The organism is Hydrogenophaga sp. 2FB (assembly GCF_005503365.1).
Taxonomy (GTDB): Bacteria; Pseudomonadota; Gammaproteobacteria; order Burkholderiales; family Burkholderiaceae_C; genus Hydrogenophaga.
Map to the genome: position 1 here is coordinate 94,473 of NZ_SCML01000015.1, position 16,074 is coordinate 110,546.

15 protein-coding genes are annotated in these 16,074 nt (G+C 67.8%); 5 read left to right on the forward strand and 10 right to left on the reverse strand.

Annotation, left to right across the window (positions count from 1 at the left end):
- Positions 1-2: 2 nt before the first annotated feature.
- Both cysE and FFS09_RS11125 read right to left on the reverse strand, forming a co-directional pair.
- Positions 3-773 carry a serine O-acetyltransferase gene (cysE, locus tag FFS09_RS11120; RefSeq protein ID WP_137918934.1) on the reverse strand — a complete coding sequence of 257 codons (771 nt, stop codon included), beginning with the start codon at positions 771-773 and terminating at the stop codon, positions 3-5.
- Between the two features lie 11 nt (positions 774-784).
- On the reverse strand, positions 785-1,528 hold the full coding sequence (locus FFS09_RS11125) for an RNA methyltransferase (RefSeq protein ID WP_137918935.1): 744 nt from the start codon (positions 1,526-1,528) through the stop codon (positions 785-787).
- Positions 1,529-1,650: 122 nt separating this feature from the next.
- Between FFS09_RS11125 and FFS09_RS11130 the strand changes: the two genes are divergently transcribed.
- Positions 1,651-2,583: an inositol monophosphatase family protein gene (locus FFS09_RS11130; protein ID WP_137918936.1), complete on the forward strand. Its 933-nt coding sequence runs from the start codon at positions 1,651-1,653 to the stop codon at positions 2,581-2,583.
- Positions 2,584-2,606: 23 nt separating this feature from the next.
- On the opposite strand, the gene FFS09_RS11135 is transcribed toward FFS09_RS11130, so the two are convergent.
- Positions 2,607-5,924: a PAS domain-containing protein gene (locus FFS09_RS11135; RefSeq protein WP_171019976.1), complete on the reverse strand. Its 3,318-nt coding sequence runs from the start codon at positions 5,922-5,924 to the stop codon at positions 2,607-2,609.
- A 249-nt stretch (positions 5,925-6,173) separates the two neighbouring features.
- Between FFS09_RS11135 and FFS09_RS11140 the strand changes: the two genes are divergently transcribed.
- On the forward strand, positions 6,174-7,937 hold the full coding sequence (locus FFS09_RS11140; protein ID WP_137918938.1) for an ATP-binding protein: 1,764 nt from the start codon (positions 6,174-6,176) through the stop codon (positions 7,935-7,937).
- Here the strand turns inward: FFS09_RS11140 and rpoN are convergent.
- Together rpoN and FFS09_RS11150 are read right to left on the reverse strand one after the other, a co-directional pair.
- The gene (gene rpoN, locus FFS09_RS11145) at positions 7,931-9,409 is read right to left on the reverse strand and encodes an RNA polymerase factor sigma-54 (protein WP_137918939.1); all 1,479 of its coding nucleotides are present in this window, start codon (positions 9,407-9,409) and stop codon (positions 7,931-7,933) included. The two genes, FFS09_RS11140 and rpoN, sit on opposite strands and share 7 nt — an antisense overlap.
- Positions 9,410-9,663: 254 nt before the next feature.
- A complete protein-coding gene (locus FFS09_RS11150) occupies positions 9,664-9,972 on the reverse strand; it encodes a GlsB/YeaQ/YmgE family stress response membrane protein (protein ID WP_252374326.1) in 309 nt (102 codons plus the stop codon).
- A gap of 156 nt (positions 9,973-10,128) precedes the next feature.
- On the opposite strand from FFS09_RS11150, the gene FFS09_RS11155 reads away from it, so the two are divergent.
- Both FFS09_RS11155 and FFS09_RS11160 read left to right on the forward strand, forming a co-directional pair.
- Positions 10,129-10,614, forward strand: a complete 486-nt coding sequence (locus tag FFS09_RS11155) for a CBS domain-containing protein (RefSeq protein ID WP_137918940.1) — start codon at positions 10,129-10,131, stop codon at positions 10,612-10,614.
- Positions 10,611-11,456, forward strand: coding sequence for a YihY/virulence factor BrkB family protein (locus FFS09_RS11160; protein ID WP_137918941.1), 846 nt, complete (start codon positions 10,611-10,613; stop codon positions 11,454-11,456). Before FFS09_RS11155 ends, FFS09_RS11160 begins: the two co-directional genes overlap by 4 nt.
- A gap of 3 nt (positions 11,457-11,459) precedes the next feature.
- Here the strand turns inward: FFS09_RS11160 and FFS09_RS11165 are convergent, their stop codons facing one another.
- Together FFS09_RS11165 and FFS09_RS11170 are read right to left on the reverse strand one after the other, a co-directional pair.
- Positions 11,460-11,981 carry an MgtC/SapB family protein gene (locus FFS09_RS11165; RefSeq protein WP_137918942.1) on the reverse strand — a complete coding sequence of 174 codons (522 nt, stop codon included), beginning with the start codon at positions 11,979-11,981 and terminating at the stop codon, positions 11,460-11,462.
- Between the two features lie 147 nt (positions 11,982-12,128).
- Entirely contained in the window at positions 12,129-12,815 is a 687-nt protein-coding gene (locus tag FFS09_RS11170; RefSeq protein WP_137918943.1) for an outer membrane beta-barrel protein, read from the reverse strand.
- A 291-nt stretch (positions 12,816-13,106) separates the two neighbouring features.
- Here FFS09_RS11170 and FFS09_RS11175 point away from each other — a divergent pair, with 291 nt between their 5' ends.
- A complete protein-coding gene (locus FFS09_RS11175; protein WP_137918944.1) occupies positions 13,107-13,565 on the forward strand; it encodes a PA2169 family four-helix-bundle protein in 459 nt (152 codons plus the stop codon).
- Between the two features lie 61 nt (positions 13,566-13,626).
- Here the strand turns inward: FFS09_RS11175 and FFS09_RS11180 are convergent, their stop codons facing one another.
- The 3 genes from FFS09_RS11180 to FFS09_RS11190 form a co-directional block, all read right to left on the reverse strand.
- Entirely contained in the window at positions 13,627-13,848 is a 222-nt protein-coding gene (locus FFS09_RS11180) for a hypothetical protein (RefSeq protein WP_137918945.1), read from the reverse strand.
- Positions 13,849-13,867: 19 nt separating this feature from the next.
- Positions 13,868-14,212: an ElaB/YgaM/YqjD family protein gene (locus FFS09_RS11185; protein WP_137918946.1), complete on the reverse strand. Its 345-nt coding sequence runs from the start codon at positions 14,210-14,212 to the stop codon at positions 13,868-13,870.
- A gap of 108 nt (positions 14,213-14,320) precedes the next feature.
- Positions 14,321-15,751 (reverse strand): sigma-54-dependent transcriptional regulator, encoded by a 1,431-nt coding sequence (locus FFS09_RS11190; RefSeq protein ID WP_137918947.1) that lies wholly within the window; start codon positions 15,749-15,751, stop codon positions 14,321-14,323.
- Positions 15,752-16,074: the final 323 nt, after the last annotated feature.

Below are 16,074 nucleotides of genomic sequence, written 5' to 3' on the forward strand. Positions count from 1 at the left end.
GTCTACTTCCCCACCAGCTGGTTGAGCTTTTCTTTCTCGAAGCACTCTTCGCGCGCCGCGTCCTGCGGCACGCAATCGCTCGTCTTCGCTTCGGCCAGGGTTGCGATGGCCTGCCAGAGCAGCGCGATCTGGTGCTCCTGCCCGGCCGCGTTGTCGATCAGGCCGCGCATGGCCTGTGACAGCGGGTCGTCTTCCTGCGTGATGCCGTAGGCATTGAACTTCTGCCCCTGCTCGGCCACGTCGGCGCTCTCGCCGGTCTTGCTGAGGATGATGCGGGCGGGAATGCCCACCGCGGTCGCACCCGCCGGCACCGGCTTGATCACCACCGCGTTGCTGCCGATCTTGGCGCCATCGCCCACCAGAAAGCCGCCCAGCACCTTGGCGCCGGCGCTCACCACCACATCCTTGCCCAGCGTCGGGTGGCGCTTGGTGCCTTTGTAGAGCGAGGTGCCGCCCAGCGTCACGCCCTGGTAGATGGTGCAGCCGTCGCCGATCTCGGCGGTTTCGCCCACCACCACGCCCATGGCATGGTCGAAGAATACGCGCTCGCCGAGCTGGGCGCCCGGGTGGATCTCGATGCCGGTGAACCAGCGCGAGATGTGCGAGATGAAGCGCCCCAGCCACTTGAAGCCATGGGTCCAGCACCAATGGGCCGGCCGGTGCAGCCAGACGGCATGCAGGCCCGGGTAGCAGGTGATGACTTCCCAGGTGCTGCGCGCCGCGGGGTCGCGGTCGAGCACGCACTGGATGTCGGAACGGATGCGGTCAAACATATGGCGGCAGTCTATCGCTTCGCCTTGTCGGCGATCTGCAGCATGGCCTTGGCGACACCTCGCAGAATGTGGACTTCCTCATCACTCGGCGCGGCCCGGTTGAAAAGCTGGTTGAGGCGCGGCATGAGCTTCTTGGGCGCGGCAGGGTCGAGAAAGTCCACCGCCACCAGCGCCTGTTCCAGGTGGTCGAGCATGCCGGACAGGGCCTTGGCATCGGCCTGCGACCGCTCGGCCTCCACCGCGGACACCGGCGCGTCGAAGCCACCGAGCGCCTGGCGCCAGTCGTAGGCGATCAACTGCACGGCGGCAGCCAGGTTGAGCGACCCGAAGTTGGGCGCGGTCGGGATGCTGAGCGCGACGTGGCAGCGGTACACGTCTTCGTTGCGCATGCCAAAACGCTCGGAGCCGAACAGAAAGGCCACGCCCTGCGGTGGCGGCCCGCTGGCGCCGAACAGGGTGGCGAAATGCGCGCGTGGCGCGCGCGTGGGGGGGCCGAAGTCGCGCGGGGTCATGGCGGTGGCGCAGAGGTGGCTCATGCCGTCGAGCGCTTCGTCGAGTGTGTCGACGATCCGCGCCTTGGCCAGCACGTCGTTGGCGCCGCTGGCGCGCTGGATCGTTTCCTCGCGGCGCAGCACATTGGCCCAACGCGGCTGCACCAGCACGAGGTCGTCAAAACCCATGACTTTCATGGCGCGGGCGACGCCGCCTACATTGCCGGCGTGGCTGGTCTGGATCAGGACAAAACGGGTGCGCATGCGAGAAGGGGTCGGGACGGTAAAATCCCGGGTATTGTCGCCGCCCGCATTGCCGGGTTGCGCTCCACCTGCTCATCCACTGTCGCGCGCTCTGCCCCAGAGCACGCCGAGGTTCACAATTCATGTCGTCCACACTCCACCCCATGCTCAACGTGGCCATCAAGGCCGCACGCACCGCTGGCACCCTCATCAACCGCGCCGCGCTGGACGTGGAGTCGGTCCGGGTCTCGGTCAAACAGACCAACGATTTCGTGACCGAGGTCGACCAGGCCGCCGAGGCCGCAATCATCGACACCCTGCTCACCGCCTACCCCGATCACGCGATCTGGGCCGAAGAATCGGGCAAGCGCCCGGGCAAACATGGCGGCGCCGACCACACCTGGATCATCGACCCGCTGGACGGCACCACCAACTTCATTCACGGCTTCCCGGTCTACTGCGTGAGCATCGCGCTCATGGTGGGCAACCGCATCGAACAGGCCGTGGTCTACGACCCCTCCCGCAACGACCTCTTCTGCGCCACGCGCGGGCGCGGCGCCTACATGAACGACCGCCGCGTCCGTGTGGCCAAGCGCACCACGCTGCGCGACTGCCTGATCTCCACCGGCTTCCCGTTCCGCCCGGGCGACTCGTTCCAGACCTACCTGCAGATGTTCGGTGACGTGATGCCGCGCGTGGCCGGCGTGCGCCGCCCCGGCTCGGCCGCGCTCGACCTGGCCTACGTGGCCGCGGGCTTCACCGACGGTTTCTTCGAAATGGGCCTCTCGCCCTGGGACGTCGCCGCCGGCGCGCTGCTGGTGACCGAGGCGGGCGGTTTGATCGGCAACTTCACGGGCGAAGCCGACTTCCTGGAGCAGAAGGAATGCCTGGCCGCCAACCCGAAGATCTACGGCCAGCTGGTGGGCCTGACGGGCAAATACAGCAAATTCGCCAGCGCGGGCGACAAGGCCGCGGTGCGCCAGGCCCGCGCCTCGGCGGTCGCAGCGGCGGCTCCCGCGCAAGCACCGTCCGCGCCGGACGGTGCCGCACCCGCCAGCGAAGACGCACCGTTCTGAATGGCCGCGGCGGGCTCAGCCTCTCAGGCCCGCGGCAAACGCAGCCAGAACGTGGCGCCCTCGCCCGGCCACGATTCGGCCCAGACGCGGCCCCCATGGCGCTCGACGATGCGCGCCACGATCGCCAACCCCACCCCCATGCCGGGCACGCTGCTGCCGGTGTGCAGGCGCTGAAACAGGCCAAACAGTTTGTCGGCGTGCGCCATGTCGAAACCCATGCCGTTGTCGCGCACGAAGTAAACGCACTGTTCCGCGTCATAACCCACCACCAGCTCGGGCTGCGCGAGGTGGCTGGAGTACTTGAGGGCGTTGTCCATCAGGTTGGCGAACACCTGGCGCAACAGGGTGGCGTCGCCCAGTGCGAACGGCATGGTGTCGATGCGGATGCGCGCGTGCGGGGCCTGTGAGGCCAGCGCGTCGGCCACGGAATGCGCGAGGGCGCCCATGTCGACCGGCACTGCATCGAGGTCCACCCGCACCACGCGCAACAGCTCGAGCATGTCGGTGATCATCTGGCCCATGTTGCGCGAGGAGCGTGCGATGCGCTCGAACATGTCGCGCCCGTTCGGGCTCAGGCGATCGGCCTCTTCTTCCAGCACGATGGCGGCGAAGCCGTTCACCGAGCGCAGCGGCGAGCGCAGGTCGTGCGCAATGGAGTACGAGATGGCCTCCATGTCGCGCATCGAGCGTTCCAGCTCGGCGGTGCGCGCGGTCACGCGCTGCTCCAGGCTGGCGTTGAGCGCTCTCACCTGCTCCTGCGCGGCCACGCGCTCGGTGATGTCCAGGTGCGTGCCCGACATGAACAGGCCCCGGCCTTGCGCATCGCGCTTGTGCACCCGCCCGCGGGTGTTGACCCAGACCCAGTGCCCCGACTTGTGGCGCATGCGGATGTCGCATTCGTAATAGGGCAGCGCGCCGCTCAGGTGGCGGTCGCGGATGGCATCGGCCATCTTGAGATCGTCGGGGTGAACCAGCGCCTCCCAAGTCTCGGCGCGCATGGGTGCCAACTCGCTCAGGGTGTAACCCAGCATTTCGGCCCAGCGGGCGTTCACCGTCAATGCGTTGTCGACCAGGTTGTTTTCCCAGATGCCGGGCCGCGTGGCTTCGAGCACCCAGGCCAGGCGCTGCCGTTCCTCGCGCAACGCTTCCTGCGCCTGCATGTAGGAGCTCACGTCGGAGAAGGTGCGCACCAGGCCGCCGCCGGGCAGCGAACGGGTGCGCATTTCCAGCGTGCGGCCGTCCTGCGTCTTGCGCCAGTATTTTTCGGGCGACGGCACCGTTTGCACGCCGTGCAACACGTGGCTGTGCGCCACCGGGTCGACCCAGGCCAGGCCCGGGCCGAAATCGCCGCGTTCGGTCTGGAATCGCAGCACCTGGTCCGTCGTGGGCTGCCCCTGCAGCAAGGCCTCGGGGAGGTCCAGCATTTCGAGCAGGCGGCGGTTGTAGGCCGTGATGTGGTTGTTCTCGTCCACCCGGCACAGTCCCTGGTCGATGCTGTCCAGCGTGGCCTGCAGGTCCAGGCTTTTTTCGGTCAGAAGCGCGCTGGTGACCTCCAGTTGCTCGCGGGTGCGGCGGCGCTCCATGTGGCCGCGCCAGGCCATCACCAGCTGGCGCACGGCGCCCAGGAGCGGTTGCAGGAATTCGATGTCTTCTTCGCTGTAGCCACCGGGCTGGTTGGCCAGGCCGACCATGGCCACAAGCCGGTCGCCCACTGCCAGCGGCACGCCGAGGAAGGCGCTCATGTGCGGATGCCCGCCGGGCAGGCCGCCGGCTTTGGGGTGGTGCGCGGGATCGTTGGCGATCACCGGTTGGCCGGTCAGCATCGCGTGCCCGAACAGCGTGTGGAGGCTGCGAAAAGCCATGCCCGACGCGGCCTGGCTCGCGTACATCAGCCGCGAGGCCTCGTCCCAGGCGATGTTGGTGATCGCGCTGGTGCGCAGGTAGGGCTTGCCGTCGTCCCCGTAGAGCACCTCGCCGACGAAACCGAACGCGCTGCCGGTGACGGACAGGAACGCCTGCAGCAGCCCTTCGAAGGCCTTGCGCTTGTCGTCGGCCTCGATGTAGTCGGTCTGGGCCGCGCGCACCGCTTCCAGCATGCGGTGCTGGCGTTCGAGCTTTTGTGCGGCCAGCCGGCTGGCCGTCACGTCGGTGGAGAAGCCGTGCCAGACCACCGAGCCGTCGGCCTCGCGCTGTGGCACGGCCTCCACCTGGTGCCAGCGCACACCGGCCTGGGGCAGGCATACCCGGTAGATCTGGCGCCAGGCGGTGAGGTGCCGCGCCGATGCGTTCAAGGAGGCGATTACCTCGGCGCGGTCGTCGGGGTGCACGCGGTCGAACAGGATGCTGGCGTCGTGCTCCAGTTCCTGCGGCGCGATTTCCAGCATGGTGCGCGCGACGTTGTTCACATAGGTGATCGCGCTCGTGCCATCGGGCCGCAGGCGGGCTTCGTACATCATGCCGGGCACACGGGCGGCGATGTTCTGCAGCAGCTTGAACTGTTCGGCCAGCCGCTCGCTGGCTTCGCGCTCGGCGGTGATGTCCTGCACCACACCGAAGTCGGTCTGGGGGTTGCCGGCCACGGTGGTCTGGCCGATGCGGGTGCGCAAGCGGCGCTGTTGCCCGTCCGGTGTTTGCCAGCGGTACTCGACCTCGCGGCCATCCATGGCCGCGCGGGCTTCCAGCCACGCTGGAAAGTCATCCGGGTGGATGCCGGCGCGCCCGGCTGCGCGGTTGATCGTCGGGCTGGCCTGCAGGCCGGTGATCTCGTACATGCCGGGCGACCAGATCACGTCCTGTTCGTTTTCGGCGTTGGTCCAGTGGCCCACGCGGGCCATCCGCTCGATCGCCGCGTGCAGTTCCACCTGTTGCTGCAAACGCAGGTTGGCTTCGCGCAGCGCCTGCTCGCTGCGCGCCCGGGCGGCATCGGCCTCGAATTCCGTGGTGGCCTCGGTCAGGTAGATCAGCACCGCGGGCTCGTCGTCCACCGTCAGCACGGTGGCGTTCAGGCGCACGCGGTGTGCCACGCCATCGCGCAGGCGCAGGTATTGCACCTCGTCGGCCGGCGGCCCCTCGTTCAGGTAGCGCGCGCGGGCCTCGGCGCTGGGCCAGTGCCCGATCTCCACCGTCGTGCGGCCGATCACGTCCTCGCGGCGCAAGCCGGTGAGCCGCTGCCAGGCGTCGTTGACGGCGAGCAGGCGGCCATCGCACAGCCGCGTGACGGTGGCCGCCAGGGGCGCGGCCATGAACAGGGTGTCGAAGGGCAAGCCCACCGCCGCGCTCGGCAACGCGGGTATCGCTGCGTCCTTCTTGGAGGACTCCGGTCCGGGAGCTGCTGCGGCCATGCGGTATGCGGTTGGGAGTGGGGAAACTGCAGTGCATTGTGCCGGACTGTCCAGGCGACGCACGTTCCTCCAAAATAGGGCGGCCCGAACGGCCATTTCAACGCAAAGGAGCGCCCGCTGAAACCCACTTCGCTGCGCCAGCAACTCACGCTCGCGGCGCTGCTCACGACCTTCCTGGCGATCCTGCTGAGCGCCGGCGCGCTGCTCACCTACGAGTACAGCCTGTACCGCAACGCGGGTGTGGCCGACATGCGCGCCCAGGCCGACCTGATCGCCCGCTCCACCGCCACCGCGGTGGAATCGAGGGATGCCAAGGCGGCCTGGGAGGTCCTGTACCTGCTGCGCAAACAACCCCGCATCCGCGCGGCGGCGGTGTATGGCGCCGACGGCGCGCTGCTGGCGTTTCACACCCCCACGCCCGATGCCTTGCCCTCGCGCATCGCGCCCGATGCGCCCACCTGGGGGCCGAGCTTCAGCGGCTCCACGCTGGAGATGACCCATGCCATCGAACGCGATGGCCAACGCCTGGGTGTGCTGTACCTGAAGGCGGAACACGGTGTGTGGGACCGGTTCGCGGACTTCGCGCTGATCGTGCTCGCGGTCAGCGCGGTGAGCCTGGCCGCGTCGTTCTACCTCTTCGTTCACCTGCAACGCCGCCTCTCCGTGCCGCTGGAGAAGATGACCGAGGTGGCGCGCGAGGTGATCGGCAGCCACAACTGGGCGCTGCGGGCGCCGGCCACCCACTACAAGGACGTGGGCCTGCTCGTCGACGCGTTCAACCGCATGCTGTCCGAATGCGAGACGCGAACCAGCGAACTCGAGCGCGAGATGGTGACGCGCCAGGGCGTCGAACACGAGCTGCGCAAGGCCGATCGGCAAAAGGACGAATTCCTCGCCACGCTCGCGCACGAGCTGCGCAACCCGCTCTCGCCCATGACCAGCGCCGTGGCCTTGCTGCAGATGCCGGCGGCCACGCCCCAGGCGCGCGACAAGGCGCTGGCGGTACTCGAGCGCCAGCTCAAGCACATGGTGCGGCTGATCAACGATCTGCTGGACGCCTCGCGCGTGGCCACCGGCAAGCTCTCGCTCAACCTGGAGACGGTGGACATCGGCGAACTGCTGAGCGCCGCCGCGCAGGGGGCGCAAGAGCTCGCCAGCCACCAGGGCCTGCAACTGGCGCTGCACGCGCCGGACGAGGCGCTGTACGTGCAAGGCGACACCATCCGCCTGACGCAGGTGTTTGCCAACCTGCTGAGCAACGCCTGCCGCTACACCTTGCAAGGCGGGCGTGTGGACATCGGGCTCAGCGCCGAAGAAGGCTGGGTGAAGGTGGCCGTCGTCGACACCGGCATCGGCGTGGAGCCCGGCATGCAGGAGCGCATCTTCGACCTGTTCGAGCAGGTGGACAAGACGCTGCAGCGCGGCAACACCGGCCTGGGCGTGGGCCTGACCCTGTCGCGCCAGATCATCCAGTTGCACCAGGGCATGCTGTCCATGCACAGCGAGGGCTTGAACCGCGGTTCGAGCTTCACGGTGCGCCTGCCGCGCGTGAGCGGCCCCGCGCCAGCCGCCGGCGAGCATGCCGCGCTGGAATCCGTGCAGCCTCCACGTTCACTGCGCATTCTGGTCGCGGACGACAACGTCGATCTGACCGAGAGCTTCGCGGAAATCCTGTCTTCAAAAGGCCATCGGGTGACCGTGGTTCACGATGGCGAAGCGGCCGTGCGCCACGCGCGCGAGAACCCGCCCCACATCGCCCTGCTCGACATCGGCATGCCCAAGCTCGACGGCTACCAGGTCGCGCGCCAGTTGCGGGCCGACCCGCTCACGCAGGGCATTCACCTGGTGGCGATCACCGGCTGGGGCCAGGCGACCGACCGGGAAGCCGCGCGCATGGCCGGGTTCGACCACCACCTGCTCAAACCGGTCGGCCCGGAGGAACTCGTCCGTGTGCTGGATGGGCTGCACTCGGACTTTCAGACCTCCCATCCGGGCGATCTGCCCGATCACTGAAGGTCAGCGGTCTGCGCCGGGGTGTGGCGCCGCCGCCGCCCCACCGCCTCGATCTTGAGCATCTGCCTGTACTTGGTGACCGTGCGCCGCGCCACCGTCAGGCCTTGCCGTGCGAGTTGGCGCGTGATCTCGGCATCGGACAGAGGTTGCTCGTGCGACTCGGCCTCGATGATGTCCTGCACCAGCCCGCGGATGGCGGTGCCCGAGCACACCTTGCCATTGGCGCTCACCATGGCGCGCGAGAAGAAGTGCTTGAGCTCGTACACGCCGGTCGGCGTGGCCATGTACTTGTTGTTCGTCACGCGCGACACGGTGGATTCGTGGATGCCCACTTCGTCCGCGATCTCGCGCAAACCCAGGGGTTTCATCGCCATCGGGCCGTACTCGAAGAAGTGGCGCTGGCGGCGCACGATCGCCTGGGCCACATCGAGGATGGTGGAGAAGCGCTGCTCGACGTTGCGTTGCGTCCAGCGCGCCTCCTGCAGGTGCGCGCCCATCTCGGCGTTCTCGGCGCAGCGGTGGCGCTGGAACAGCTTCGCATAGACCTCGTTGACGCGCACCCGGGGCACGATCGCGGCGTTGAGCTGCACCTGCCAGTCGCCGCGGTCCTTGCGCACGATCACGTCGGGCACGATGTAGTTCACCCGAGGCGGACTCAGGCGCCAGCCCGGCCGCGGGTCCAGGCGGCGGATGCGGTCGCACACCCCCTCGACCTCGGCGGGCGAATGGCCGAGCGCGCGGGCCAGCGCCAGCATGTCGCGCGCGGCGAGATCGCCCAGGTGGTCCTTCACGATCGCGCGAGCCATCTCGCGCATGTGAGGGCATTCGATCTGCGGGAGCTGCAGCGCGAGGCATTCCGCCACGTCCCGGGCGCCCACCCCCGCCGGGTCGAGCGACTGCACCAGCTTCAGCGCGATCTGCATCTCGGCCAAGGCCGCTTCGGGCTTTGCCCCGGCCACCGCCAGCAGCTCGTTGAGCGGCGTGCGCAGGTACCCATCGTCGTCCAGCGACTCCACCACCACGCGCGCCAAGGCGAGGTCGCGCTCCGACAGGGTCAGGGTGTTGAGTTGGGCATGCAGGTGCATGCTCAGCGAGATGTCGGCCTCCATGAAGTCCAGCGCCGACACATCGCCTTCGTGCGCGGGCCGCGCGGGCGCGAAGCTGTCGGCCAGCCACAGGTCGCGATCGGTTTCATTCGCGCGTTCGGCCACGTCCTCCATCGCATCCCGGGCTGTTCGTTCAGGCAAATCGGGTCCGTCCTGCGGATCGTCGATCACCGCGTCCTGCGCATCGTCGCGCTCATCGCCATCGTCGCGCTCTTCGGCCTCCAGAAACGGGTTTCGGCCCAGCACATCGCGCACCACGGTGCCGAAGTCCAGGGAAGACATCTGCAACAGGCGCACGGCGTGCTGCAAGCGGGGTGAAAGTGTCTGGCTGTGGCGCTGGTCCGCGCGAACGTCCATCTGCATCATGTGACTTCCTCCTGGGTCCGGTTTTTCGGCTGCGGCACACCCGGCGGCGTCCGCACGGCGCAGGCACGCAACCACCGTGCCGCTGGGGCGACGCCGTAACAGATTCGAACAAATGGCCGCGCTCAGGGGCGTCACACGCCACCTGCCCGCGTGAGCGCGACACATGCGCCCACACGTTTCACAAAATGGCACAGGTCTTGGAAGCACGCGCCCTGAGTTGCGGCAAAAAATGCCGACAGGTGCGCCGGGTTCGCTCAGGGTTCGTCGGACACGGCCGAGGCATTCGGATTCGCTTCATCGTCCTCGCGCTGGAACAGATTGGCGATGGCCAGCAACAGGATCGCGGCAACCAGCGCCACCAGCAGCGCACCCAGGTTGAGCACGCCTTGACCCGTCGGTCCGACGCCGATCAGCGGCGGGATGAGCCAGCCACCCAGGGCCGCGCCCACCATGCCCACGCAGACGTTCAACGCATGGCCCCGGGGGCCGATCGGATGCATGATCGCGCTGGTCATCCAGCCGACGACGCCGCCCACCAACAACCAGACGAACACGTCCACCATGATTCCTGCTCCTTGGTTGGGGATCAAAACCGCTGACGGACTGCGTTGGCAAACACCGTGCCCGCAGGGCTCGGACACGGGCACGGCAACTGCCCTGCATCCACATCCCGCTGCGTGCGGCGGGTGATCGCTTTCAACCCATGCAGGAGAACCCCCATGAAATCCGTGAAAGATGTGATGACCCGCGGCGTGAGAACCCTCTCCCCGCAGGACTCGATGGTGCTCGCCGCGCAGGCCATGGAGGAACTCGACATCGGTGCGCTGCCGGTGTGCGACGGCACGCGCATCGTCGGCATGGTGACCGACCGCGACATCGTGCTGCGCGGCGTGGCGCAGGAACTCTCGCTCAAACGCACCCATCTGAAAGACGTGATGAGCACGGCGGTGGAGTGCGTGTTCGAAGACGAGGCGCTGGAGACCGTGACCGCGCGCATGCAGCAGTTGCAGATCCGCCGCTTGCCGGTGCTCGACCGCGAGAACCGCCTGGTCGGCATCCTGTCGCTCGGTGACCTCGCCGCCAAGGGCGACGTGGACCAGGCCGGCGCGGCACTGGCCGACATTTCCGAACCCGCGCGCCCCACCCGCAGCGCCCAGTCGCACGCCAGCGGCCCGGCGGGCGGCGGGGAGACCCGCAGCCCATGATCGTTCGCGTGCTGCGCGCCACGGTGGTCAACTTCTTCGAAGATGGCGCACCGAGCATGGGCGCCGCCCTGGCGTTCTACACGCTGTTCTCGATCGCGCCGGTTTTGCTGATCGTGATTTCCGTGGCCGGCCTGCTGTTTGGCGAAGCCGCGGCGCGCGGTGAAATCTTCGCGCAACTCACGCAGCTGGTGGGAACCGACAGCGCCGTCACCATCAACAGCCTGGTCGAAAAGGCCAACCAGCCCAGCGCCGGCATCGTCGGCACACTGGTGGGCCTCGGCACCCTCTTTATCGGCGCGACCACGGTCTTCGCGGAATTGCGCAACGCCATGGACCGCATCTGGCGCACGCAGGACCTGCCACCGCGCCACAGCGGCATCGTGGAGCTGCTGCGCTCGCGCCTGATGTCGTTCGGGCTGGTGCTGGCCATCGGCTTCCTGCTCATGGTGTCGCTGGTGCTCAGCGCCGCGCTGGCCGCACTCAGCAAATGGGCCGCGCCCTGGCTGGGTGAGTTGGCGGTGGTCGCCAGCGCGGTGGACTTCGCCTTGAGCCTGGCCTTTCTCAGCGTGCTCTTCGCCATGATCTTCAAATGGATGCCGCGCGTGAAACTGGCCTGGGCCGACGTGTGGATCGGCGCGGCCATCACCGCCGTGCTGCTCACCGTGGGCAAGGCGCTCATCGGCACCTACATCGGCCGCAGTGGCGTGGCGTCGGTGTTCGGCGCCGCGTCGTCGCTGGTGATCTTTCTGCTCTGGGTGTATTACTCCGCGCAGGTGTTCCTGCTCGGCGCGGAGTTCACGCGCGCATTCGCGCAGCGCCACGAGGCGCCGCGCGCGCGCTGAACATCAACCCTTGTGGTCGCGCGAAGCATCCTGCTCGGCCTCGCGCTGCTTGTGCGCCGCACGCCCCAGGCGGCGCAACCACACCAGCACCAGCAGGATGAACACGGTGGCCAGCACGGCCGTGCCCGTGAGGCCCATGCCCGCCGCCAGCCCGACCGCGGCCGTGGCCCAGATGCTGGCCGCGGTGGTCAGGCCGTGGATGCGGCCCTCTTCCTGGTCCTTGAGCACGGCGCCCGCGCCGAGAAAACCGATGCCCGACACAAGGCCCTGCACCACGCGGCTGAGCTGCTCGTCGTTCATGCCCGACTCCAGCGGGATCAGCACGAACAGCGCCGCGCCGAGCGCCACCAGCATGTGGGTGCGCAAGCCGGCCTCGGCGTCGCGCCGCTCGCGGTCCCAACCGATGGCCGCGCCCAGCAGCAGGGCTTCACCCATGCGCCAGGTGGTGCGGGTGATGCGTTCCACCTCCGCGAAGTCGCCGAACTCGGCCTGCACGGTGGCCCAGATGGTCTGCAACACGGACATGGCATCACCTTTCGGTTGTGGCGCGCGAACGCGGCAGGCCATTGTCCCCATGCCAGCGCGCGATGCAAGCCAGCAACTCGTGCGCGTCCGCCGGCTTGGCGACGTGCACGGTGTGACGCCTGCCCCTTGACCGGTGGGGCATCGGGGTCAGAACCGGTGCATGTAGCCGATGCTGGTGGTGTCCACCTCGTGCTTGCCCGTGCCGACAAAGCGCAGGTCGTAGCGGTTCCACTCCACGACGATGGAGGAACGCGGGCTCAGGTCGAAGCCGATACCGGCGCCATACGAGCCTTCCCAGCCACTCTCCTTGCCGGTGGCGAGGCCCGAGAGCGGGCTGGCCGTGACCTTGGTGCGGCTGTAAAAACCGCCCACCTTGCCGTACAGGTGCACCACGCCCAGGGGCACGCGGCCCACCAGACTCAGGTTGAGGCCGTGCGCTTCGGTTCTGCCACCGCCGCGGTCCATGCGGCCCAGGTTGACGTAGCCCAGCTCCGCGCCGAAATAGCGGTTGAACATGCCACCCGTGTACAGGTTCACGGCGTTGCCTTTGCTGTCGCAGCCAAAGCCGCCGACACAGGCAAGGTCGTAGTCCGATTGCCCGAGGTTGATGCCGACATAGCCGTGCGAGGTGTACGGAATGACCGAAAAATTGCCCTCGCCAGGTGCGTAGGCGCGCCGCTGTGCCGTGGTGGTGGTGGTCGTGCTTTGGGCCACGGTGGTGGTGGCCGGCAGATCGGTGCGCAGCGTCTCCGATTGGGCGGAGACCGAGCAGGCCACAGCCATGGCCATCGCGGCCAGGGGCCATGTCTTGAAATGGTGAATGGAACGGTTCATGTCGGGTCCTCGTTGGTTGGAGAAGCACTGCGCCAAAAATGGAATGCAGCAACCCGACAAGGGCAAGCGGGGTGCCAAAGCGCCGCCGTGGACGGGTTCGCAGCGCAAGCGGCATTGCGGTAAAAGTTGCCGCAGCACGGGCGGATTTCGTGCGCAAGCGGGTGCTATGCCACGGGCAAAACGGGGGGTGTGGCGGGTACGCCAAATGCCGCATCTTCAGTGTCGGACGCGACGGGCTTTCGTATTGATGTCCGCCGAGCCGGCGTCCTGTTCAACCCTTGAAGGAACGCCATGAAAGACACACACACCATCAACACCCTGAACAAACTCATCGAAACCTGCAAGGACGGCGAGTACGGCTTCAAGGCCTGCTCCGACCATGCGGTGGATCCGCAGATCAAGCAGCTGTTCGATGCCCGCTCTCAAGATTGCAAAAGGGCTGCGGCCGAGTTGCAGACCCTCGTGGTGCAACGCGGTGGCAAGCCTGAAGACAGTGGCACAGCCGCCGGTTCGATGCACCGGGGATGGGTCGCCGTCAAGGGCACGCTGGCGGGCTACAGCGACCTGGCGATGCTCGAAGAAACCGAGCGCGGCGAGGATTCGGCCCTCAAGGCCTACCGCGAGGCGCTGAAGGAAGACCTGCCGATCGAGGTTCGCAGCATCGTTGAAGCGCAACAACAAGGCGTGAAACGCAACCACGACCAGATCCGCGCGCTGCGCGACCAGCACAAGGCCGCTGTCACACACTGAACGTGCTTCCTCCCCATCGGCCCGCACCATGCGGGCCTTTTTTTGGGGCCATCCGCGGCCGTCAGTCCTTCCTCGGATGCTCGGCCGCGAACTCGGCGTCGCTGTGGCCATCGCCCACCGGATCGGCGCTTTCGTCTTCGGGCGCAGGCGGCTGCACCGGCGTGGCGGCGCCATCGGGACACAACAAGGCACAGGGGCGCGAATGGCCTGAGGCCTCGCCGTCGGTGGCGCGAGCGTCCTCAGCAGGGGCGCCTTCCAGCACGCACGGTTTCTTGTCGGTCATGGAAAGCCTCCTTGGGCCGTCAGCGCGAGATGCGCGCGATCAGCGCGCCGGCGGCCAGCGCGACCACGATCGAGGTCAGAGGGTGCTCGCGCACGGTACCGCGCAAGCTCGTGGTCCATTCGTCGCCGAGTTCGCGCGCGCGGTGCAACTGGTCGTGCATGGACTCGTTGGCGTGGGCCACGGTCGACTCCAGCTTCTGCACCGCGGGCGTGGCCTTGTCGGCCACGCGGTCGACCGTTTCGTGCAAACCTTGCGCCACCCGTGAGACCAGTGCGCTGCCGTCTGCCGATGTGTTGTCGCGGTGGGCGTTGGCATCGTGCATCGGACCGGATGCCGAGGGATGGATGCTGCTCGTGTGTGACATGGGGTGCTCCTGGCGAAGTGAAAACAACGGCCTGCACACTGGCGCTCGCCAGATGCAGACCTGCCTCCTCCCATCCGGCAAATGGCGTGCCTTGTCACACGCGCCGGCTCACACCTTGTCGTCGGCCGCGTACTGCTTGAGGCGGTTGTACAAGGTCTTCAGGCTGATGCCCAAGGCCGCCGCGGTGCGCTCTTTCTGCCGCCCGTAGTGCTTGAGCGTGGCCAGAATGAGCGTCTGCTCCGCCTCGGCCAGCGAGATGCCCAGCGGCAGCAACACCGAGCCATTGGGCTCGCCCTGCTGCAGGGCCATCTCCGCGCGCGGTTCGCTCGCCGGCGCGGGGGCGGGGCCGCTCGCCCTCGGTGCCAGCGCGCCGGGCGCGCCTTCGGCCCGCTGCGGCAGCCACTGCGCGTCGATGGTGTCGCCCGGCGCCATGACGTAGGCGCGCTGCACGGCGTTGCGCAGTTCGCGCACGTTGCCGGGCCAGTCGTAGGCCACGAGTTGCTCCAGCGCCTCGGGCAGGAACCGCTTTTCGCGCCCTTCCTGCTCCCCCATGAGCCGCAGGAAACGCTCCGCCAGCAGAGGCACATCGGCCAGACGATCGCGCAGCGGCGGCAGGTCGATCGGGAACACGTTGAGCCGGTACATCAGGTCCACGCGCAGGTGCCCTTCGGCCACCGCCTGCATCGGCGAGCGGTTGGTCGCCGCGATGATGCGCACGTCGGTCTCCTGGCTTTGCGTGGCCCCCACACGCAGAAAGCGCCCGGTCTCCAGCACGCGCAGCAGCTTGACCTGCAGGTCCAGCGGCATCTCGGTGATCTCGTCGAGAAACAGGGTGCCGCCCGCCGCGCGCTCGAAGAAGCCCTGGTGCTGGCGGTCCGCACCGGTGAAGCTGCCCTTTTCGTGGCCGAAGATTTCGCTCTCGATCAGGTTGGGCGAGATGGCGCCGCAGTTGACGCCGAGAAACGGCATCTTGCGCCGGCGGCTGAGGTCGTGGATGGTCTGCGCCACCACCTCCTTGCCGGTGCCGCTCTCACCGGTGATGAACACGGTCACGCCCGAACCCGCCACGCGCGTGATCTGCTCGTACACGCGCTGCATGATGGGCGTGCGCCCCCACAACTGGCCAAAACTGCCGGTGGTGGCGACGTTCGCGGTGAGGTCGGCCGCTTCGGCCTTGAGCACCGCGGGTTTGGTGGCGCGCGAAAGCACCCCCTGCAGGTGCTTCAGGTTGATGGGCTTGACGAGGTAGTCCACCGCGCCCAGGCGCAGCGCCAGGATGGAGGTTTCCAGGCTGGCGTGCCCGGTGATGAGCACCACCTCGGCGTTGGCCAGCAGTTCGGGGTCGGCGAACAGATCCATGCCGCTGCCATCGGGCAGGCGCAAGTCCAGCAGCACCAGGTCGGGTGCCTGCAGGGCGAGCTGCTTGCGCGCTTCGCGCAGCGAGTGGGCGGATGCCACCGTCAACCCCTGCATCGCGATCAGCTCGCTGAGCATCGCGGCAGAGTCGACGTCGTCATCCACGATCAGGACATGGGTCATTGCTGGCGTTCTCCGCGCCGCGCGTGCACCAGGGTCAGGCACTGCCTCGGCCCGTGAAACCGAGGCGCTCAAGGGATCACCGTCCCGGGTTTGTGTTGCGCGGCGCTTTGCATGATGCCATCTTTTGCCATCTCTCCCGGGGGTAACAGCGGATGAACGCGGTCGTCGCGCTCAATGGATCGAAACGATCGGTTTCGGGTCGCGCGGCGGGTCGCCCGCGGGCGGCGTTTGTTCGTCGGGAACGTCCGGTTCCTTGATGTCCGGTGGCAACTCGGTCGGTGTTTCAGGTGGTGCGCTGGGTGGCGGCGGGGGCGGTTGTGGCG